The 18,918-nt window shown below is 46.9% G+C and carries 20 protein-coding genes; 12 read left to right on the forward strand and 8 right to left on the reverse strand.

Annotated elements, in window-relative coordinates; all coding sequences use genetic code 11:
- Positions 1 to 54: 54 nt before the first annotated feature.
- The 6 genes from SP90_RS10155 to rlmD form a co-directional block, all read right to left on the reverse strand.
- Positions 55 to 699, reverse strand: a complete 645-nt coding sequence (locus SP90_RS10155) for a redox-sensing transcriptional repressor Rex (protein ID WP_066855414.1) — start codon at positions 697 to 699, stop codon at positions 55 to 57.
- A gap of 90 nt (positions 700 to 789) precedes the next feature.
- A complete protein-coding gene (locus tag SP90_RS10160) occupies positions 790 to 1,098 on the reverse strand; it encodes an ATP synthase F0 subunit C (RefSeq protein ID WP_066855417.1) in 309 nt (102 codons plus the stop codon).
- A 76-nt stretch (positions 1,099 to 1,174) separates the two neighbouring features.
- Positions 1,175 to 1,876 (reverse strand): F0F1 ATP synthase subunit A, encoded by a 702-nt coding sequence (gene atpB / locus SP90_RS10165; RefSeq protein ID WP_066855420.1) that lies wholly within the window; start codon positions 1,874 to 1,876, stop codon positions 1,175 to 1,177.
- 3 nt (positions 1,877 to 1,879) lie between these two features.
- Positions 1,880 to 2,311, reverse strand: coding sequence for an ATP synthase subunit I (locus tag SP90_RS10170; RefSeq protein ID WP_082936388.1), 432 nt, complete (start codon positions 2,309 to 2,311; stop codon positions 1,880 to 1,882).
- The gene (locus SP90_RS10175; protein ID WP_066855426.1) at positions 2,286 to 2,561 is read right to left on the reverse strand and encodes an AtpZ/AtpI family protein; all 276 of its coding nucleotides are present in this window, start codon (positions 2,559 to 2,561) and stop codon (positions 2,286 to 2,288) included. The genes SP90_RS10170 and SP90_RS10175 overlap by 26 nt, the downstream gene beginning before the upstream one ends.
- A gap of 369 nt (positions 2,562 to 2,930) precedes the next feature.
- Positions 2,931 to 4,334 carry a 23S rRNA (uracil(1939)-C(5))-methyltransferase RlmD gene (rlmD, locus tag SP90_RS10180; protein ID WP_066855430.1) on the reverse strand — a complete coding sequence of 468 codons (1,404 nt, stop codon included), beginning with the start codon at positions 4,332 to 4,334 and terminating at the stop codon, positions 2,931 to 2,933.
- 185 nt (positions 4,335 to 4,519) lie between these two features.
- Here rlmD and SP90_RS16715 point away from each other — a divergent pair, with 185 nt between their 5' ends.
- Positions 4,520 to 4,660, forward strand: a complete 141-nt coding sequence (locus tag SP90_RS16715) for a hypothetical protein (RefSeq protein WP_162859832.1) — start codon at positions 4,520 to 4,522, stop codon at positions 4,658 to 4,660.
- Positions 4,661 to 4,788: 128 nt separating this feature from the next.
- Here the strand turns inward: SP90_RS16715 and rfbA are convergent, their stop codons facing one another.
- Complete coding sequence (gene rfbA / locus SP90_RS10185) at positions 4,789 to 5,655, reverse strand: glucose-1-phosphate thymidylyltransferase RfbA (protein ID WP_066855433.1); 867 nt, start codon at positions 5,653 to 5,655, stop codon at positions 4,789 to 4,791.
- 898 nt (positions 5,656 to 6,553) lie between these two features.
- Positions 6,554 to 7,270, reverse strand: coding sequence for a tetratricopeptide repeat protein (locus SP90_RS10190; protein WP_066855436.1), 717 nt, complete (start codon positions 7,268 to 7,270; stop codon positions 6,554 to 6,556).
- A gap of 580 nt (positions 7,271 to 7,850) precedes the next feature.
- On the opposite strand from SP90_RS10190, the gene rplU reads away from it, so the two are divergent.
- From rplU to SP90_RS10245, 11 genes are all read left to right on the forward strand, one after another.
- Positions 7,851 to 8,159, forward strand: a complete 309-nt coding sequence (rplU, locus tag SP90_RS10195; protein WP_066855438.1) for a 50S ribosomal protein L21 — start codon at positions 7,851 to 7,853, stop codon at positions 8,157 to 8,159.
- 25 nt (positions 8,160 to 8,184) lie between these two features.
- A complete protein-coding gene (gene rpmA / locus SP90_RS10200) occupies positions 8,185 to 8,457 on the forward strand; it encodes a 50S ribosomal protein L27 (RefSeq protein ID WP_066855440.1) in 273 nt (90 codons plus the stop codon).
- Between the two features lie 321 nt (positions 8,458 to 8,778).
- Positions 8,779 to 9,897, forward strand: a complete 1,119-nt coding sequence (obgE, locus tag SP90_RS10205) for a GTPase ObgE (RefSeq protein WP_066855443.1) — start codon at positions 8,779 to 8,781, stop codon at positions 9,895 to 9,897.
- 14 nt (positions 9,898 to 9,911) lie between these two features.
- On the forward strand, positions 9,912 to 11,054 hold the full coding sequence (proB, locus tag SP90_RS10210; protein WP_066855446.1) for a glutamate 5-kinase: 1,143 nt from the start codon (positions 9,912 to 9,914) through the stop codon (positions 11,052 to 11,054).
- Between the two features lie 293 nt (positions 11,055 to 11,347).
- Positions 11,348 to 12,166, forward strand: a complete 819-nt coding sequence (gene thiD, locus SP90_RS10215; RefSeq protein ID WP_066855449.1) for a bifunctional hydroxymethylpyrimidine kinase/phosphomethylpyrimidine kinase — start codon at positions 11,348 to 11,350, stop codon at positions 12,164 to 12,166.
- A 443-nt stretch (positions 12,167 to 12,609) separates the two neighbouring features.
- Complete coding sequence (locus tag SP90_RS10220) at positions 12,610 to 12,903, forward strand: helix-turn-helix domain-containing protein (protein ID WP_082936389.1); 294 nt, start codon at positions 12,610 to 12,612, stop codon at positions 12,901 to 12,903.
- 10 nt (positions 12,904 to 12,913) lie between these two features.
- A complete protein-coding gene (locus tag SP90_RS10225; protein ID WP_066855452.1) occupies positions 12,914 to 13,306 on the forward strand; it encodes a hypothetical protein in 393 nt (130 codons plus the stop codon).
- A 185-nt stretch (positions 13,307 to 13,491) separates the two neighbouring features.
- Complete coding sequence (locus SP90_RS10230) at positions 13,492 to 14,265, forward strand: hypothetical protein (RefSeq protein ID WP_066855456.1); 774 nt, start codon at positions 13,492 to 13,494, stop codon at positions 14,263 to 14,265.
- A 20-nt stretch (positions 14,266 to 14,285) separates the two neighbouring features.
- Positions 14,286 to 15,065: a GGDEF domain-containing protein gene (locus tag SP90_RS10235; RefSeq protein ID WP_066855459.1), complete on the forward strand. Its 780-nt coding sequence runs from the start codon at positions 14,286 to 14,288 to the stop codon at positions 15,063 to 15,065.
- 248 nt (positions 15,066 to 15,313) lie between these two features.
- Positions 15,314 to 18,226 (forward strand): insulinase family protein, encoded by a 2,913-nt coding sequence (locus SP90_RS10240; protein WP_066855462.1) that lies wholly within the window; start codon positions 15,314 to 15,316, stop codon positions 18,224 to 18,226.
- 88 nt (positions 18,227 to 18,314) lie between these two features.
- Complete coding sequence (locus tag SP90_RS10245) at positions 18,315 to 18,749, forward strand: Fur family transcriptional regulator (protein WP_066855466.1); 435 nt, start codon at positions 18,315 to 18,317, stop codon at positions 18,747 to 18,749.
- Positions 18,750 to 18,918 lie beyond the last annotated feature (169 nt).

An 18,918-nucleotide genomic window follows, 5' to 3' on the forward strand; every position in this document is an offset into this window, starting at 1 on the left:
ATACGGGGTACATAAACGAAAAAATGCGCGCTGTAGTAACTAATTCCAAATGTACTATTTAGTATTCGGATGTGTGATATTAAAAGAGAGTGCGTACAAATGGTGGAAAAAATCTACATATTCTACATTTACATGATCAGGCACAGTAATACGGGAAGGGGCAAAGTTTAAGATGCCATTGATACCCGCTTCAACAAGATGGTTTGCTGCACGCTGTGCACGTTCTGGAGGAGTCGTGATAATACCGATCTCGGCGCCGTTATCGCCGATCATTTCACGTAAACGTTTAGTACAAACTACTTCGAGTCCTGAAACTTCTTCACCAATTTTAAACGGGTCGCAATCAAATGCACCGACAATGTTAAAACCGCGAAGACGGAACTCTTTATGATTTAAAAGAGCTTTACCAAGGTTACCGACACCAACGAGAACAGTTCTCCATTCTCTGTCTACACCAAGAGCGCTGGTAATGGAGGCGATAAGGTTCTTAACGTAGTACCCGACGCCGCGCACCCCGAATTCTCCAAAGTAGGCAAGGTCTTTTCGTATCTGAGAAGCGTTAACATTGCACGCTTTTGCAAGCGGCTCAGAGGAAATGACTTCAGTGCCTTCACGCTGAAGATTTTCCAGCACTTGAACATATACAGCCAGACGCTGAATGGTCGCTCTTGGAATATGTTCACTTTTTTGTTGTGGCATGAACGCTCCAAATTTGTGAAATAATTCTCATAAGTTAAGGTAAAAAGAGGAGGCCCTATAAAGGCCTCCTCTAAAAGGCAAGTTGTAGACTTACGCTGTGAGAAGCATAAGGTTAACAACGAGAGCGTAAATGGAAAGGGATTCTACGAATGCCAGACCAAGAATGAGAGCAACAGTAATTTTGTTAGATGCTTCTGGGTTACGTGCAGTACCTTCACAAGCAGCTTTCAGACCGAGACCCTGACCGATACCACAACCAGCAGCAGCAATAGCCATGCCGAGAGCAGCACCGAAGTATACGAGATCGCCGTAGGTGTTAGCACCTTCTGCTGCGAAAGCAACAGCTGCGATGGAGATCAGAGCAACAGTGTTGAGAGCAATCATAAGAAACTTACGCATTTTGAAACACTCCTAAAATTATTTTATGTTAGTTGGTCAAAGACCATTTCCCCCGGTAATAAGGCCGGAACACGGACTAATGCGCGTGTTCGAGAGAGCCTTTGAGGTAGATCATGCTGAGCATGAACCAGATAAATGCCTGCAAGCACTTAGCAAGACCGAACAAGAAGTAGATCGGAATAGTACCTACGATAGGTGCAAGCAGGAAGAACAGGATCAGAACAATTTCTTCACCTCTGATGTTACCGAAGAGACGGAGTGTCAGAGAAAGTGGACGAGCACAGTGAGAAATCAGTTCGAGAGGTAACATCAACGGTGTCAGCCACCAGAATGGGCCGCAGAAATGTTTGATGTACCCTACGCCCCAACGCTTGAGGCCAACCCAGTTGTAGTAAGCGAACGTAAACAGGGCCATTGCTGCGTTTGTATTAACGTTAGCAGTCGGAGCATCGAAGCCCGGAACCAGACCCAGCAGGTTCATTGTAATAATAAAGAGGAACAGTGCGATGAGGACGTGGAAGATCTTTCGCCCGTCTTCACCGATGTTACTCACTACGAAATCTTCGAGCCCACCAATAATGACCTCGAAAACATTTTGTAACTTTCCGGGGACAAGTTTTATTTGTCCGCGTACAAGGAAGGCCAAACTGAATAGAATTGCCATAGCGATCCATGTGTAGAACACATGGCTAAAATTGACTACTTCCCCGTTGATTGTAATGCTGTCCATACCTGCGAGAGGTGCGAGCAGCAACGGATGAGGCAAACCACTTGCCATATCCTAAGCCTCCTTGGTTTTCCGCTCATTCTGGCGTGAAATCATCCAGATGAGCATCGTTACCATACTTGTAGCCAAACCGGACACAAGTGCCATCATAGGAACATGTGCTTTTACAATCAGAGCGGCAACAACCACTCCGACAATAAGCAGACGTCCATAAAATCTGAATAGCATTCCCCACAGCATGCTTCGGTCATACTCGCGCAAGATGATTTGCTGTATGAACTTGGCAACCGAGAAGAAACTGTACGTAGCGATTACTGCCCCAATTGCAAATGTAATCGGCCACACGCTAAACCAGACTGTGCAAAGTGCTGCTACTATGGCAATGCCGCAGATTTGAATCTGGATACGAAGAATCGAGCGGATGTCGGGCAGTCTGAACCCTTTGAAGTACAACTGCTTTTCAATCTTTTCGCTGAAATCTTTCATTATCTTCTTTTTCCTGATTCCTCATTACCTTCTTTGTGTCAGCGTACACAGCTCTGAAACCGGCGATAACACCAAGAATCAGAAATGTTATGAACATCCAAGGCTTTGTTCCTAACCAATCATCCAGAAAATACCCAGCCACCGCCCCCACTGCGGGGTGAGATACCATGTGCAGACCAATCGTTCCGACTGTTCCCATCGTATCGAAATATTTTCCGGGATTAGCTCCCTTGTTTTTCTTAACGACCATAAAAGATTCCTCTTAGCATGCGAATGTGCAGCATAAGTCGGACTACTTCGTGCAATCGTTCACAAGTTGGTTTGGAGTTATCACGCACGTTACTTTGCGTCAACTTATGAAGCCGCTTTTTTGTCCTTTTTTTCACACAAAACAAACAGGTTGAGTGTGCAAACAAGAGTGCTGTGCAGGCCTTCGCGCGCAATGGCTCGGGTGAAAAAGTGGAGCAGGATTTTGATGTGATTTTTTGTGCGGGGAAGAGGAAGAATGCAAGTCATTATTTTTGACTTCAAGGGTGCAGCTGTGACGTAAGCAATAGAAAAAAGAAGAGCGGGGCTATGTGCCCCGCTCCTGAAAACTGAAGTGTCAGTCTTTGCTGTATTATTCTGCCTTGAGGTCAAGACGGATGATATTCTCAATGTGCGCGGTCTGCGGGAACATGTCTACAGGTTGCACTGTTGTGACTGTGTACTGGTTTCCGAGAACGGCAATGTCTCGCGCTTGCGTAGCAGGGTCGCAGGAAACATAGATGATGCGTTTTGGAGTCTGCTCCATAATAAGATCAACCACTTCCGGATTCATGCCGGAGCGTGGCGGATCAACAAAGACAACATCCGGCATGGATGGCTCGTTGGTAAGTGCGCTGCGCACGTCACCGCTTACGAAGCGGACGTTTTCAATGCCATTGATTGTCGCATTTTCTTTTGCAGATGCAATGGCCTGCTCTGTGATTTCCATTCCGAACACGTCTGCTGCTCGAGGTGCTGCGGTAAGAGCAATGCCGCCCACGCCGCAGTACAGATCCCAGATCTTTTCCGTGCCGGTCAGTTCTGCCATTTCAACTGCAGTTTCGTACAGGCGGGCAGCAGCGTTTGTGTTCACCTGAAAGAATCCGTCAGCGTGTGAAGACAGAGAAAGAGATGGCATGTCTTTTTCAAAGTTCAGTACTTCTGTCAGAGATTTCTGTCCGAGTACTACATACGTTTTTTCGCCGTATGCAACCTGTGTGGTGTGGGTGCGCAGGGAGTGGATAAATGTGGTTACATTCATGCGCTCTTGCAGGAGCTGTCCCAGCTGGCGGATAGCACGGTGCTGCTGGTCGTTGTTGGTTGTATCTTTTGCAGTGATCACCTGCACCATACACTGGTTGGTGTGTTTGGTTTCGCGGATAACGAGAAAACGCAAGTAACCGCGACGGCTGTTAGCATCGTATGCGGTAAGAGCAGGTGTTGCATTAACGAATTCGCGAACAAGGTCGATAATCTCTATAGTGCGCTCTGTCTGGAGATAGCATTCTTGAAGATCGACAACATTGTGAGTGCCGTATCTACGCAGTCCGACAGTGATGTCGCCTCGTCTGTCCCCGAAGGCAAATTCCATTTTGTTGCGGTAGTAGAATGTTTCCGGCGAAGGAATAGGGTCGTTAATTTCAAGATCCTGCGCACCGGCAATGCGGCTCAAGGAGTCTGAGACGAACCGTTTTTTCCATGCAAGCTGTTTGCTGTATTCCATGTTCTGCCACAGGCAGCCTCCGCAAACGCCAAAGTGCGCGCAGCGCGGGGATATTTGGTCAGGAGCGTCAGTAATAACTTTGGTGAGAACAGCTTCTGCAAACCGTTTTTTCTTTTTGGTAATTTTTACTTCAACAGTTTGACCCGGAAGTCCTCTGTCCATAAAAATTACCATGCAGTCCAGTCGGGTAAGCGCTTTACCACCTGTAGCAAGGGCGTCAATGGTCAGGGTAAGAGTGTCGCCTTTGGCAAACTGTGAATCTTTGGTTGTCATATGAAATCCGGTTAGAATGAAAGATGGGAGAAAGGGTTAGATAAAGTATTAAGCCTTCTGCTGCAAAGCATGCGGGCTAAAAAGATTTGATGATTTTGCAAAACTGATCTTGACATTTTTACTAAATAGCGCAACTACTTTTTTTGCGTTGCAGGGGTTAATGGAAAGAGTAAAGGAGTGGAGCTATGTTAGGTGAGCTTTTTGAAGGCATGATGCACTCAACCCCACAGGGCTTTGTGGGCGTTGGCCTTATTTTTATTTACTTTGTGGTCATTTTTTCTACTGCGATTTATCGTGTGAAAAAAGGCGAACATCTCGACCATTAAAATCTAGATAACGGGGCTTCCCGTTCTTTCAGTATTACTGAAAGGTTGTGTCTACAAAGAAAAAAGACCGTTTCGTATGGGCAATGACGAAGCGGTCTTTTTTTATCTAAATATATGCTGCAACGTGGCTATGACTCAACGAGTCGCATTAAATACTGACCGTAGTCGTTTTTTAACATCGGCTGCGCAAGTTCCCGCAGTTGATCGCTGGTGATGTATCCTTTGAGGAACGCCACTTCTTCAATGCAGGCTATTTTCAATCCTTGTCTGTTCTGTACAGTCTGGACAAAAGAGGACGCCTGCTGCATGGAATCAAATGTTCCTGTGTCCAGCCATGCCATTCCCCTTCCCAGCACTTCAACTTTAAGTGTTCCGTCCTGCAAATACATGTCGACGATGTCGGTGATTTCAAGTTCGCCGCGCGGAGACGGTTTGATTTGCTTTGCAAACTCCACAACACGGTTGTCAAAGAAGTACAGGCCGGTCACTGCATATGAAGAGCGTGGGGTCTCCGGCTTTTCTTCTACGCTGATAGCATTGAAGTCTTCATCAAACTCCACAACACCGTACCGCTCTGGGTCAAGAACATGATAGCCGAACACAATTCCACCGTGGGTTGTTTTTGCACAGCGTTCGAGCATTTCAGTCAGGCCATCACTGTAGAAGAGGTTGTCACCGAGAATAAGGCTGACAGGCGAATCGCCTATGAACTCTTCTGCGAGAATAAATGCCTGTGCCAGTCCTTCCGGCTTTGGCTGTTCAATATATTCAAGTGTCAGCCCCAGCTGTGAGCCGTCACCGAACATTCCTTTGAATCGTGGAAGATCCTCAGGAGTGGATATGATGCAAATTTCGCGAATACCCGCAAGCATAAGCGTAGAAAGCGGGTAGTATATCATCGGCTTGTCATACACTGGCAGCAGTTGTTTACATACGCCGCGTGTAATCGGGTACAGTCGTGTGCCGGAGCCGCCGGCAAGGATAATGCCTTTCATAAGATTCTGTCCTTATACGTCGAAATGATCTGACCAGTTGTATTTACGTGCTGCATGATGCATTCGCAACTTATTTTATTGGGTGAGAGTGGAGGCTGGTATGAAGCGGAAGAAAGGAAATGTCGAATGTAGTGTGCTTGGCAAATGGAACAAAGTGCGTTGTGTGTAACCGGTTTGCGTTTTTGCAGCATTGAATATCAATAAAATGCTGAAGTGGGCTGGTGTATAGATGGGAGTGCGTTTATCTGCTTGAGAGTGTTGTTTTTCTTTTCGAGAGCAAGCAGGTGTGTGACGTAATAGTTGATTGCAGCACGTAAAAAAACCCGCTTTCTGCCACGAAAGCGGGCTAAATGTTAGACAAGTGTTAGCGTGCGGTTATCCGGAAAAGTGGAGAAGAACCGGATATGCCTAGTAAAATCGTTATCGTATCTCATCATGTACTAGGCCACTAAAGGCACAGGTCTTACAAATTTCTATTACAAAGGCAGGTCGAAAGGGTGCCATGTGGAGCTGGCCGGCTTTCGGTGGGTCGGCATCTGCATATATGGAACATACAGTGCTGTGCCTCAATAATGTGACTCTTAGATACGGTTATTTTTTGCAACATGCAAGCGGTAATGGGGTGAGAGTTACATGGTTTGCGTTGTTTGTTTTGTTAAGTGTCTGAAATTGTAAAAGTAAGCGTTTTTAAAAAATGAAACCGTGTTTCGAAGTGTTTCATGAGACAAAAGCGGTTACATGTTTGGCGTATCAAAGTGAGTTGCGTACTGCGTGTGCAATGGAGGGGAGGCAGAGGGCTTTTTGCAGCATCATTGCGTTACTCTCTGTGATGTCAATGAAGCGGGTAGCAGTGTGTTTTATTGGTGTGTGTTGCTCAGGCAAAATGTTGCTGTATTCGTTACTTCGCTTTTTTTCTTTTTAGATAATCAATGAGTTGTGCTGTCTGAAGCTTGCCTGCACTTACTTCTTCCGGTGGGAGTTCAGCATGAAGGCGTGCGAAAAGATTTTTAGCTTTGCGGGCACCTTTCAAGGATGCCAGCTGAAGCCATGCATACCCGAGAGGAACGTTTCTGAAAGTTGATTTGCCGTAGATGTAACAGGTTCCAAGAAGGCTTTGTGCTTCTTCATTCCCTTCTTCAGCAAGACGGGTAAGGTTGGCGAGTCCCTGCCGTGCTTCCTTGGGTGTTCCCAATCCAGCCACGTAACATGAATTGAGCAGCAGTTCTGCGTGCAGCATCTTTTGCGCAGCAGCTTTCTTTAACCACGAGATAGCTTGAGGGTAGTTGCGTTTGACTCCCTGTCCGGTCAGATAACATCTGGCAAGTGCGTACTGCGATGCTGCATGTCCCTGCTTGGCTGCCCTTCTGTACCATGCAATACCTTCTGCCCTTCCCTCTGTTCCACCAACTTTGTGGAAAAAGTGATAGGCGAGTGTGAACTGTGAGTCCGGGTTGCCGGATTCGGCATAAAAGAGCTCTCGTTCAAATGATAGTTCTGGCGGTTTTGTTGCAGCTACAGGTTGCTTTTGCTGTGTTTCAGGAGTGGCCTGGTTGGCAAAAGCAGTTGCAGCAAGCAGTGAACTCAGCAAGATCAGGATAAGAGTAAATCTTTTCATGTCTGTCCTCACAGTGTAGGCGTTCTATCAGTAATAGGTACGGTAAGGTGACGATTGTAAAGAGAAACAGATTCTTACGGGATGATAACTTGTAGAAAAGGGTCGCCTTGTTATTATTTGCCGCAGTCATGATAAAAAAATAGCCCTGACAGTTGTCAGGGCTATCAAATATAGAAATAAGGAATAACCCTTATTGATTGCAGGGTCCGGAGAGAAAAGCCTTGGGGGAGGGCCTTGGTGCGGTACTTCTCTCCGGACACGAGATGAGACACACTCAGTAAGTGAGTACTAGAACCGTATGTTACTGTCAGTTATAAATTTTTTTTTGTACAATGATATGTTCTGAGCTGATATTCCTGATGCAGTGACTAAGCTGTTTAAGCTCCTATCTAACGCGGAGTATTTGCATTTGTGTTGGCTTTGAGGTGGAAAAAGTGTAATTAGATACTTGTCAATCAGGGGACACCATGATAGGGCATTGCTTCCCTTTTGACATTGCTCTTAAAAAAGCAAACCAGGTTGACACCCTTTCCTTGGAAAGAGGTATAGTCTACCTTTCTTTCTTTGGAGGATAAATATTATGTACGCAATCGTCGAAACTGGCGGTAAGCAGTTCCGTGTTGAAGAAGGCGGAAAAATTTTTGTAGAGAAGCTCGAAGCAGAAGCTGGTAGCGAAATCGTTCTCGACAAAGTTCTTTTGGTTGGTGGTTCTGAGCTTTCCGTAGGTGCTCCTTACGTTGAAGGCGCAAAAGTAACCGCTGAAGTGCTCGAGCATGGCCGCGGCAAGAAGATTGTTATCTTCAAAAAACGCCGTCGTCACGACTCCCGTAAAAAGCAGGGTCACCGTCAGGCATACACTGCTCTTAAAATCAAAGGCATCGAAGCCTAGTTAATTTTTGAAAGGAGTGTAAATCATGGCACATAAGAAAGCTGGTGGTAGTTCCAGAAACGGCCGCGACTCAAACGGCCAACGACGTGGCGTTAAATGCTACGGTGGTCAGAATGTTCTTGCTGGCAACATCCTTGTTCGTCAGCTCGGCACCAAAGTTTTCCCTGGTGAAAACGTAGGCATGGGTAGAGACTTTACCCTGTTCGCAAAGGTTGACGGCGTAGTTAAGTACGAAAAGTACATGCGCAAAAAAGCTGTGAAAACTCGTGTAAGCATTGTTCCATTTGCTGCTGAGTAATCCACTTTTATAGTGACCTGACAGGCGGAAGTCGCAATGCGCTTCCGCCTTTTTTCGTGTATGGAGCGGGTCTTTGTTCGGACAGAGTTTCCGTATCCGTTATGCAATATCTCTCCCTGTACGCGCGCGGGCACATGCGATACAATTTCGCAAAAATATAACCATAAGCATGGATTGGTGACATCTCCGTATGCTTCGGAGACGGCTTGGAAAACGAATGTGCAGAGGGCATATGCCTTCTATTGTTTTCCTGAAAACGCAGAGAATACGTAATCTGAGTGAAAGTGCGTTGTCAGCAGTCTTAAGGTAAGGCAACTAATTATGCGTTTTGTAGATGAAGCAATCATCAATATTCGTGCCGGCAAGGGCGGCAACGGCTGCGTATCTTTCCGCAGAGAAAAATTTATTCCGAAAGGCGGCCCGGACGGTGGTGACGGCGGCGATGGCGGTAACGTTTTCGTGCGCGGTTCCTCCAAGCTGCTTTCATTGTATGACTTCCGTCTGAAGCGTAACTACGCGGCAGAGGGTGGTCACTCCGGCGGTGGCAGTCAGATGTTCGGCCGTAAAGGGAAAGACCTCATTCTTGACCTGCCGGTTGGTACATTGCTGTATGCTATCCGTGAAGATGGTGTTGAAGAACTCGTGGCAGACCTTTCCGAGCCGGACGAAGAGATCCTTCTTTGTCGCGGTGGTCGTGGCGGCCACGGTAACGAATTTTTTAAATCAGCAACAATGCGTACTCCGCGCTTTGCTCAGCCGGGTGAAGAAGGCGAGGCCATCAAGGTTCGCCTTGAGCTTAAAATTCTTGCTGATGCTGGTCTGCTTGGCCTTCCAAACGCTGGTAAATCTACCTTTATTTCCAAAGTATCTGCAGCTCGTCCTAAAATCGCAAACTATGCGTTTACGACACTCACACCAAACCTTGGTGTGATGATTAACGAGTATGATACTGACCAGCGCATGGTTATTGCGGACATTCCGGGACTTATCGAAGGTGCGCACGAAGGTCAGGGGCTTGGTCACCGCTTCCTGAAGCACGTTGAGCGTACCCGTTTTCTTGTCCATATCCTCAGCATCGAAGACGTTGACCTCGAAGATCCGTGGTCAGGATTTGATCTCATCAACGAAGAACTCATCAAGTTTGACGAAGTTCTCGGCGATCGTCTGCAGCTTCAGGTCATTAATAAGATGGACCTTGCTGATGCAGAGATTGTGGAGCATCTTAAAGAAAAAGCTGCTGAAGATGGTCGAACCGTCTACTTCATGTCTGCACTGAATGATGTGGGCGTGGAAGAAGTAGTGGAAGAGATGTGGAAGCTTCGTGACAGTCTCGACATGAGCGCGCCGGTGAACACTGCACGCACATGGGAGCTTGAAGACGAAGATGAGGACGAAGAAGACTTCTCTGATGTAGAAGTAGTCTGGGTGACTGAAGAATAGACCGCAGGTGAATCATGGATTGGGAGCAGGAGCGCGAGCAGGTTTTAAACCGTGCCAAGTGTGTTGTTGTTAAAGTAGGTAGCGCTGTCCTTACTTCCGGACTGGGTGTAGACCTAACCGTTATTAAGAATCTTACACGTCAACTGGCACAGCTGCATGACAGGGGAACGCAGGTTGTTCTGGTGTCTTCAGGTGCGGTTGCAGCAGGACGTACAGTTCTTAAGCATTGCTGTGAAATCAAAGGCGTGCCGGACAAGCAGGCTGCTGCTGCCGTTGGGCAGGGGCGACTCATGCATTTTTATAATGAGGAATTTACAGCCAACGGAAAAATGTCTGCGCAGGTACTGCTTACCCGTGATGATTTGAAAGACAGACATCGTCTGCTGAATGCCCGAAATACCTTTGCGTCATTGCTCGGGTGGCGTGCAATCCCGATTGTTAATGCTAACGATACGGTTGCTACAGCAGAACTGGCATTTACCGATAACGACAGCCTTGCGTCGCTGCTGCTTAATGTTGTCAACGCTGATTTATACATCAACCTGACATCTGCGAAAGGCGTGTACACATCCAATCCGGATGGTGACCCTGACGCTAAAGCGATCAAAGTTATCGAAGATATTCAGGCGCTCGACCTTGAAGCCATGTGTGGCGGTAAAACAACTGTAGGCACAGGCGGTATGCTCTCCAAGCTGACAGCTGCCGGACGTGCGGCACAGCTAGGCGTTCCTACACTGATTATTTCCGGTCTGGAAAAAGACGCTATTGTGCGCGCCTTCTCCGGTGAAGAGATGGGAACATGGGTTCGCCCTGACAGTAAGAAGGTATCGAGCCGCAAGTTTTGGCTTGCCTACCACTCTGATCCTGAAGGCTCAGTTATTGTAGATGCCGGAGCAGAAAAGGCACTTGTTGAACGTGGTAAGAGTCTGCTTCCTGCGGGCATTACCCGCGTGGACGGTGTGTTCAGTCAAGGTGCTCTGGTGCGCGTTGTTTCAGAAAAAGACGTTGTCATTGGCATGGGGCTGACAAACTACGCCTCCGGTGATCTTAAAAAAGTAATGCGTAAGCATAGTGATGAGCTTGAAGATATCATGGGGCCCCGTTGTTATACGGAGGCTATTCATAGGGATAACCTGCTCATGGATGCTGTCGTATAAAAACTGCACTAAGTTCTCTTCAATCTGCTGATGATAATTTCAGTGATACGTTCTGTCCTGTCGTAGTAATACGGCAGGACTTTTTTATGTGCTTCTATCTAGAGGTTCGAGCGCAAAAGAATGTTTGTGCACATCATTGCGTATCAGCGGGAGAAGTTTTAGTAGGAGATTGCCGGAAGTTGGATTGTTGCACTGTACTATGCAGTGCTGTGTTTTTTCAGGAACACATTCATAGTTTCCGATGTACTTACAAAAGGTAGAAGACGCCTTGGCGATTCTTCAGGAGATAGAAAATGCAAAATCACCCATGCGTGCTTACCATCGCCGGATCTGATTCCGGTGGCGGTGCTGGAATTCAGGCTGACCTGAAAGCCATGACCGTGCTCGGCGGTTTCGGAACAAGCGTTATCACTGCTCTGACTGCACAAAACGGGTTAGGAGTAACCGGCATTCATGCACCGGATGCAGACTTTGTTGTACAGCAACTAACCACTGTACTGGATGGTTTTCCTATTGCTGCTGCTAAAACAGGCATGCTTTTTTCTGCTCCCATTATTATGGGGGTAGCCGGAGTGCTTAAAGATAAGCAGTTCCCGTTAGTCATTGATCCGGTTTCAATAAGCACGAGTGGTCACGCTCTTTTACAGCAGGACGCAGTGGATGCGCTTATAGAGCATATTCTTCCGTTGGCTGATGTTGTGACACCAAATAAGCCTGAAGCAGAGATGCTTGCCGGAATGAAAATAGAATCAGAAGAAGATGTCACGACTGCGATTAAACGCATTCTCGAGCTTGGCCCAAAGGCTGTGCTGCTTAAAGGCGGACACTTCCATGATGACGAGGAAGAACTTGTGGACTGGCTCGGTTGTCCTGATGAAGCCCCTGTAGGATTGCACCACCAGCGGATTGCGACTGTTAATACTCACGGTACCGGATGTACGTTGTCCGCAGCCATTGCAACGTATCTTGCACACGGGTTTGATCTGAAAGTTGCTGTCAAAAAGGCGCAGGTCTACCTGTCATTATGCCTTCGTGAAAGTTACACCCCAGGTGAAGGATTTGGCCCTCCGAATCATACTGCTCCGTGGGAGCGGCAGGTTGTGACGCGATAGTCTGTAGATACAAAGTCCCGATGAATGTCGGGACTATTTTTTAGGCTGCTGACGACGTTGTTTTCTTTTTTGTCTCCGACGGGCAGGGGAAATAATTCCCCCTGCACCCCCTGATATACGAGAAGGATAGTTTTTTGCCGTCAGCATCGGCTTAGTAGAAGTTTATTGGGAACAAGAAAATGAAGTGATATTTGATGCAATTAAATAGGGTTTGAGCAGATAAAAATCTGCAATTGTGACAAAAATCGGCTTACTAATGATTTTATTGAGCGTGTGTGTTTTAAAAAACGTCTATGTTATGTAAAGTGTACAAATGTGGCCAAAGTTGATATCAGTTGATTGTAGGTGATAATATGCGCGACAATTCACTGAAAATTGGTAGCAGGCTATTCTGATAGGCAGAATGGCATTCTGTCGCGTCGAAATAGCAATTGGTAAGTACATTGAGCATTGGCATAAAGCATACATACACACTTGGTGAAGCAGCAGAACTTCTCAGCTGTCATAAAGAGACCATCCGAAGAGCCATTAAAGACGGTAATCTTCAAGCAGCAAAGCTTGGGCGTGGATACAGGGTCTCGCGTGTTGATCTGGAAGCTTTTTGGCAAGCTCAGGGGGGCGGTGTGCTGTTCGAGAAAGTCGAGCAGCAGGCTGTCGAGCCGGAACCCGAACCGGAACTGGTGGAGACAAAGCCTAAAAAACCGCGGGGGCCGGAACAGCTAACGTTACCTACTTAGGAGGTACGGGATGGCTTCGCTTTCTGAAACCGATGGCATGAGAATGTTTATGCTGCCCAATGATGTGGGCGCAGACATGGAGTTTACAGGCGTTCTGTGCTCTGAAAATATGTATCATGATCAGGAGGCGGGAACTGTTACCAAACAGCGTCTCTATCTTACCGACACTCGAGAACAAGTCTACTCTGTCGTTGTCTCTGACGGAGTGAATAAGGATCAGAGAGTATACAAGATGCGCGTTGAGAACGATCAGTGCCGCATTGATAACGGACTCTTTGATGTCTCTTTGGATTTGCACTTGCTGGCAACCGTAGTCCGCGGCTTATGCGGTCTGAACAGCGCAGATAATGCAGAAGAGTTCTTTTCTACAATGGTAGAACGGCTGCACGCTGCCAACGCCTAGCAGGCTGACCACGCTTATTCCCTGCCTTATTCCTGAACGGTGTAGCTGTAAAACGGCTCACACCCTCTACAGGCGTACCTTATTTTTCTGAACACTGCTTTCACTGTTGCGTTTCGTATACTGCTACGGTATCACTGCAATTATGGTGGGATGGACGTCTCTATGATTTAGCAAAGGGATAGGGAATGGCTGAAGCTAAACATGACTTCGATTTGTTAGAGATGCCTGTAGAAGGTGTTGCAGCGTACTGGCTTTCGTTAAAAAAGCTTGTAGGCAATAAGAGAAATTTTAAGGCGATTCACGAAGAGGCGCAGCATACCTCTGAAGAATATATTCGATATTTGTTACAGATCGGCTTTGGTAATTTTTCAGAAGATACCATACGTACAATGGCAAAAGTAAAAGCGCAGACTATGCAAAGTGCCATGGAGCGCAAGTTTGACTGTATGCGTATTGCTGTTCTGGATGTTGCTACTGCAGAGAATCCGCATAGAAGTATTGCAAAACTGTATGCAGATTTTCCTCAGCCTCCGGTACCGGGCGATAAGGCCATCAAGTACGCTCAGGAATTACTTAAACTTATGCCGGACAAGTACAAAGGCCGTGAGCACTTTTTTAATGTCGGGTACAGGATTCCTGAAGAGAAGCTTATAGTCGCACTGCTCTTTTATGTGTTTTACGCAAGGCATCAGGGGAAGGATGCTTGCCAGCGCCTGCTGCCGTTAATTTCATCAGCATATTTCAGAGATGCTCTTTCAATGGTAGTTGACGGTTTCGATGTACCGTTTGTCCGAAAGTGGCTGAAAAAGCATAAGGAAGCGTTACTGAAGGACATGGAGTACAAATGTGCTATGTCCACAGAGTTGTGCGTGGGGATTGCAAACCGTCTTGATTATGACGACCTGCATACAATGGCCAGAGCGTACCTGCCTTCCGGCGGAGGGGTGCAGGGCGTTTAACCGCTTCAGAGGAGTGGCATATGCTGCACATACTCCAGCGCTTATTTTTAGTTAATGAGCAAAGCCGGTTTCAACGGGCTGCTCAGGCATTTTTTCTCGGAATTTGTGCCCCACTGGGCTGGTTTTGCATAACAGCGGTACTTCAGTTGTCGGTAACTGACCCGCTATACGAAGTGGCACTGTATGCATACATAACGTTGGGCAGCGTGTTTGTTATGGTGGGTTTTGCGCTTGCCATCAGCAAAAGTGAAGAAGCGTTTGCCAGACTCAGCCTGCTTGACCCGCTCACAGGGCTGTATAACAGCAGGTATATGCTTACACGGGCAGATCAGGAGTTTGCGCTGTTTGAACGCTCCGGTCAGCATATGGCACTGCTTATGGCAGATATCGACCATTTTAAATATGTGAATGACCAGTACGGACATTCTGTTGGCGATATTGTGTTACAGCAGGTTGCTAAAATTATGCAGACAACAGCCCGCAAGGTGGATGTGGTTGCCCGTGTCGGTGGCGAAGAGTTTTCATTGCTGCTACCGGATTCCACAACTGAAGGTGCAATGATCCTTGCTGAACGGATTCGGGAACGTATTGCCAATACCCCCATCACATTGCCGGATGGGCGGACTATCCAAGTGAAAATATCACTGGGTGTATCATCTACCGAGGAATTTGTTCCTCAGATTTTTAACGAATTATATGAAAGCGCAGACAATGCTTTGTACCGTGCGAAACGGGATGGACGTAATCGTGTGGTCAAAGCCGTCGAGTCAGATGTACTGACAGGCGAAGTCGCGTGTTAACAGAGTATATGGAAATGTGTGCAGGGTGTTGCGTCCTGCACAGGGTACAAAGTTGGCGAAATAACATGCAATAAGCCGATACAGTATTGTGTCGGCTTATTGATTTGTGGCATATCGTTAATTGCGTATTGAGAAACAAAAGATGTGGACGGCGGTCATGCCAGTCTATATCGTATTGTATCATATAGGGTACCGTTCTCTGCAGGCAGGCAGAGACGAGATAAAAAAGGATATTCCGGAGGAAGACAATGACAGAACAGTTCGGCTTTGAACTTGTTGATGAACAGCGCGTTGAAGAATTGGCAACCACTGCCCGCATGTGGAAACACAGCAAAACTGGTGCGCAAGTACTGTCCATGAACAATGCCGATGAAAACAAGGTGTTTGGTGTATCCTTCAGAACTCCGCCATCAGATTCAACAGGTGTTGCGCATATTCTGGAACACTCCGTACTATGCGGATCAGAAAAGTTTCCTGTAAAAGAACCGTTTGTGGAACTGCTTAAAGGGTCTCTGCAAACATTCCTGAACGCATTCACCTATCCGGATAAAACCTGCTATCCAGTAGCATCCGCTAATATTCAGGATTTCTACAACCTGATTGACGTGTATCTTGATGCAGCCTTTTTCCCGATAATCAACGAGCATATTTTCCAGCAGGAAGGCTGGCACTACAATGTAGAAAACGCTGAAGAGCCGCTCACCTACCGTGGTGTTGTGTATAACGAAATGCGCGGTGTCTACAGCTCCCCAGACAGCGTTCTGCATGAACGTTCCCAGCAGTCACTTTTCCCGGATATGACATACGGCCTTGATTCCGGCGGTAATCCGGATGTTATCCCGCAGCTTACCTACGAGCAGTTTAAGAACTTCCACGAAACATACTATCATCCGTCCAACGCCCGCTTCTTCTTCTGGGGCGATGATGATGAAGCAAAACGTCTTGAAAAGCTTGCAGGCACTCTTGATCGTTTTGCAGCACTTGAGGTGGATTCAGAAGTTCCGCTTCAGGAAGAATTTGAACGTCCTGTGGCATTGCTGGAAGGATATGCAGCAGGGCCTGCAACCAGCGAGCATCAGGGTCGCGCTATGTTCACTGTAAACTGGATGCTTCCGGAAACAGCTGAAGCAGAGCTTAACCTTGCTTTCCAGATGCTTGAACAGATTCTCATCGGCATGCCTGCGTCGCCATTACGCAAGGCACTGATCGAATCCGGCCTTGGTGAAGACATTACAGGTGTCGGCCTTGAGAATGAATTACGCCAGATGTATTTCTCCACCGGCCTTTCAGGTATCAAGTCAGAGAACGCAGACGTAGTTGAAGCGCTTATATTTGACACATTAAACGGGCTTGTTAAAGACGGCATCAATAAAGAATATATTGAAGCTGCTGTGAACAGTGTCGAGTTCAACCTTCGCGAGAACAATTCAGGCCGCTACCCTGTGGGGCTTTCCGTCATGGTACGCTCCCTCACAACATGGCTGTACGATGCTGATCCTCTTGCACTTATCGCTTTTGAAGAGCCGCTTAGTTTCATTAAAGAGCGTCTCGCAAATGGTGACCGCCTCTTTGAAGATCTTATCAGTGCTTTCCTTGTAGGAAACAACCATCGCACAACTGTATTACTTGTGCCGGATGAAGATTTGCAGGAAGAGCGCAAAAAGCGTGTCGAAGAAAAACTTGCAAAAGTTCGCGAAGAAATGAGCGAAGCTGATATCGAAGCGATTGTTGAAAACACTGCGCTGCTTCGTAAAATGCAGCAGACTCCGGATAGCGAAGAGGCCGTGGCAAGTATTCCGCGTCTTACCATCAGCGATATTCCGACTAAAAACAAAACTATCCCGCAGAAAGAAACAGATTGCTCCGGTGTTACTGTATACACCCATGATCTTGATACCAACGGTGTTGTGTACACTTCCGCGCTGTTCGATATTGCAGGGCTTGATACGTCTCTGCTTTCCTACGTTCCGCTGTTTGGCAGATGCCTGACCGAAATGGGAACAGATACGCTTGATTTTGTAGAGCTGGGAATGCGTATTGCTGCTAAAACTGGCGGTATTGGCGCAGACCTTATGACAGCAACCACACTTGGAGATCGCAACCCTCTTGCAAAGCTCGTAGTACATGGCAAATCTACTGAAGATAAAGTTGCCGACATGTTTGAGCTGATGCAGGCTGTGATTCTGGATGTGAAACTTGATGATAAAGAGCGTTTCCGCTCTATCGTTCTGGAAGAAAAAGCCCGTGTTGAGCAGGGCGTTGTTCCTTCCGGTCATATGGTCGTCATGTCGCATCTGCGTAGCTGCTTTGATGTGGCTGGCTGGGTTTCTGAGCAGACAGGCGGTATCAGCTACCTTCAGTTCCTCCGTGGTCTTGCGGATACAATTGCAGGTGACTGGGATTCTGTCCTTGCTGATCTTGAACGTGTACGTGCTGCTGTTCTTAAAAAGTCTGGCACACTTATGTCTGTTACTGCTGAAGCAAGTGGTTTGGCTGTAGCGGACAGTTTTGTTCAGAACTTTATTTCAGTATTGCCGGAGCGTGCTCCAGAGTCTTCTTTATGGCAGCCTGCGTACTGCGCTTCACATGAGGCGTTCCTTATTCCTGCACAGGTGAACTATGTAGGTAAAGGAGCCAATCTCTTCGATCTCGGGTACAAGTACCATGGTTCTGCAAATGTTATTTTCAAGCATTTGCGAATGGGCTGGCTGTGGGATCAGGTTCGTGTACAAGGTGGTGCCTACGGTGCATTTGCAGCATTCGACCGCAGCACCGGTGTACTGGCTCAAGTGTCTTATCGCGATCCGAACCTTGCTGATACATTGAAAGCATTTGATGGTTCTGCCGAGTACCTGCGTAAGCTTGACCTTGGTAAAGCAGAGCTGGAAAAAGCGATTATCGGTGCTATCGGTGATCTTGATACCCATATGCTTCCGGATTCCAAAGGTTCCGCAGCTGTTACACGTAAGATTCTTGGTGATACTGATGCACTGCGTCAGCAGATGCGTGATGAGATTCTTTCCACCACACTTGGTCATTTCCATTCCTTCGCAGAAGTACTTCAAGCTGCTGCTGAAAAAGGACAGGTTTGCGTGCTTGGAGGAAACGGCGTGCGCGAAGCAGCCGAAGCTAATCATTGGAATCTGAGTGAGATTTTATAGCGTACGTATATTAGAGTAAGCTTGCTTGCGATTTGTGTTGAGTAAGTATATTGTCCGGTATCATTTGTGAAACACAAGCCGAGGACGTATGAAAGAGCCAATTCAAGTCTTTGCCGACTATATTGCTAAGAATAACCTGAAGGTTACTCCGCAGCGTATGCTGATTGTAGAAGTGTTTTTGAAAGACGAAGGACACTTAACAACAGAAGAGTTGTACGAACGAGTAAAAAAAGCTGACCCTTCTGTTGGACAGGCAACTGTATACAGAACTATGAAGTTGCTGTGTGATTCCGGCATTGCCAAAGAAGTTCATTTTGGTGATGGTGTAGCTCGTTATGAACAGAGCTACGGCAGCAAGCATCACGATCATTTGATTTGTGAACGCTGCGGAAAGAATTTGGAAGTTATTGACGACCAGATTGAACGATTACAGGATGAACTGGCTGCTAAGCACGGCTTTGTGTTGACCAGTCATAGAATGTATCTCTATGGGGTTTGCAGTGACTGCAGGTCAGGCAAGTAGCGCCCATATGTAAAACAAGAGTTTGTTATGAAAGCGGAGGATGAAAATCCTCCGCTTTTTTTATGTTTAAAACTCAATGGTTGGATGTGTGTTGATAAATTGCTTGCTGCTTATTTATTAACATTTTTTTACCTTTGGTATTCGACTGATAAACGTTGTTTTTGTGTTT

Origin of the sequence: Halodesulfovibrio spirochaetisodalis, assembly GCF_001672295.1 — a bacterium.
GTDB classification, from domain to species: domain Bacteria; phylum Desulfobacterota; class Desulfovibrionia; order Desulfovibrionales; family Desulfovibrionaceae; genus Halodesulfovibrio; species Halodesulfovibrio spirochaetisodalis.

Excerpts from the sequence above, each read along its gene's own strand:
- SP90_RS10155 (WP_066855414.1), bottom strand. The coding sequence starts at position 699 with ATGCCACAACAAAAAAGTGAACATATTCCAAGAGCGACCATTCAGCGT.
- SP90_RS10160 (WP_066855417.1), bottom strand. The coding sequence starts at position 1,098 with ATGCGTAAGTTTCTTATGATTGCTCTCAACACTGTTGCTCTGATCTCC.
- atpB (WP_066855420.1), bottom strand. The coding sequence starts at position 1,876 with ATGGCAAGTGGTTTGCCTCATCCGTTGCTGCTCGCACCTCTCGCAGGT.
- SP90_RS10170 (WP_082936388.1), bottom strand. The coding sequence starts at position 2,311 with ATGAAAGATTTCAGCGAAAAGATTGAAAAGCAGTTGTACTTCAAAGGG.
- SP90_RS10175 (WP_066855426.1), bottom strand. The coding sequence starts at position 2,561 with ATGGTCGTTAAGAAAAACAAGGGAGCTAATCCCGGAAAATATTTCGAT.
- rlmD (WP_066855430.1), bottom strand. The coding sequence starts at position 4,334 with ATGACAACCAAAGATTCACAGTTTGCCAAAGGCGACACTCTTACCCTG.
- SP90_RS16715 (WP_162859832.1), top strand. The coding sequence starts at position 4,520 with ATGTTAGGTGAGCTTTTTGAAGGCATGATGCACTCAACCCCACAGGGC.
- rfbA (WP_066855433.1), bottom strand. The coding sequence starts at position 5,655 with ATGAAAGGCATTATCCTTGCCGGCGGCTCCGGCACACGACTGTACCCG.
- SP90_RS10190 (WP_066855436.1), bottom strand. The coding sequence starts at position 7,270 with ATGAAAAGATTTACTCTTATCCTGATCTTGCTGAGTTCACTGCTTGCT.
- rplU (WP_066855438.1), top strand. The coding sequence starts at position 7,851 with ATGTACGCAATCGTCGAAACTGGCGGTAAGCAGTTCCGTGTTGAAGAA.
- rpmA (WP_066855440.1), top strand. The coding sequence starts at position 8,185 with ATGGCACATAAGAAAGCTGGTGGTAGTTCCAGAAACGGCCGCGACTCA.
- obgE (WP_066855443.1), top strand. The coding sequence starts at position 8,779 with ATGCGTTTTGTAGATGAAGCAATCATCAATATTCGTGCCGGCAAGGGC.
- proB (WP_066855446.1), top strand. The coding sequence starts at position 9,912 with ATGGATTGGGAGCAGGAGCGCGAGCAGGTTTTAAACCGTGCCAAGTGT.
- thiD (WP_066855449.1), top strand. The coding sequence starts at position 11,348 with ATGCAAAATCACCCATGCGTGCTTACCATCGCCGGATCTGATTCCGGT.
- SP90_RS10225 (WP_066855452.1), top strand. The coding sequence starts at position 12,914 with ATGGCTTCGCTTTCTGAAACCGATGGCATGAGAATGTTTATGCTGCCC.
- SP90_RS10230 (WP_066855456.1), top strand. The coding sequence starts at position 13,492 with ATGGCTGAAGCTAAACATGACTTCGATTTGTTAGAGATGCCTGTAGAA.
- SP90_RS10235 (WP_066855459.1), top strand. The coding sequence starts at position 14,286 with ATGCTGCACATACTCCAGCGCTTATTTTTAGTTAATGAGCAAAGCCGG.
- SP90_RS10240 (WP_066855462.1), top strand. The coding sequence starts at position 15,314 with ATGACAGAACAGTTCGGCTTTGAACTTGTTGATGAACAGCGCGTTGAA.
- SP90_RS10245 (WP_066855466.1), top strand. The coding sequence starts at position 18,315 with ATGAAAGAGCCAATTCAAGTCTTTGCCGACTATATTGCTAAGAATAAC.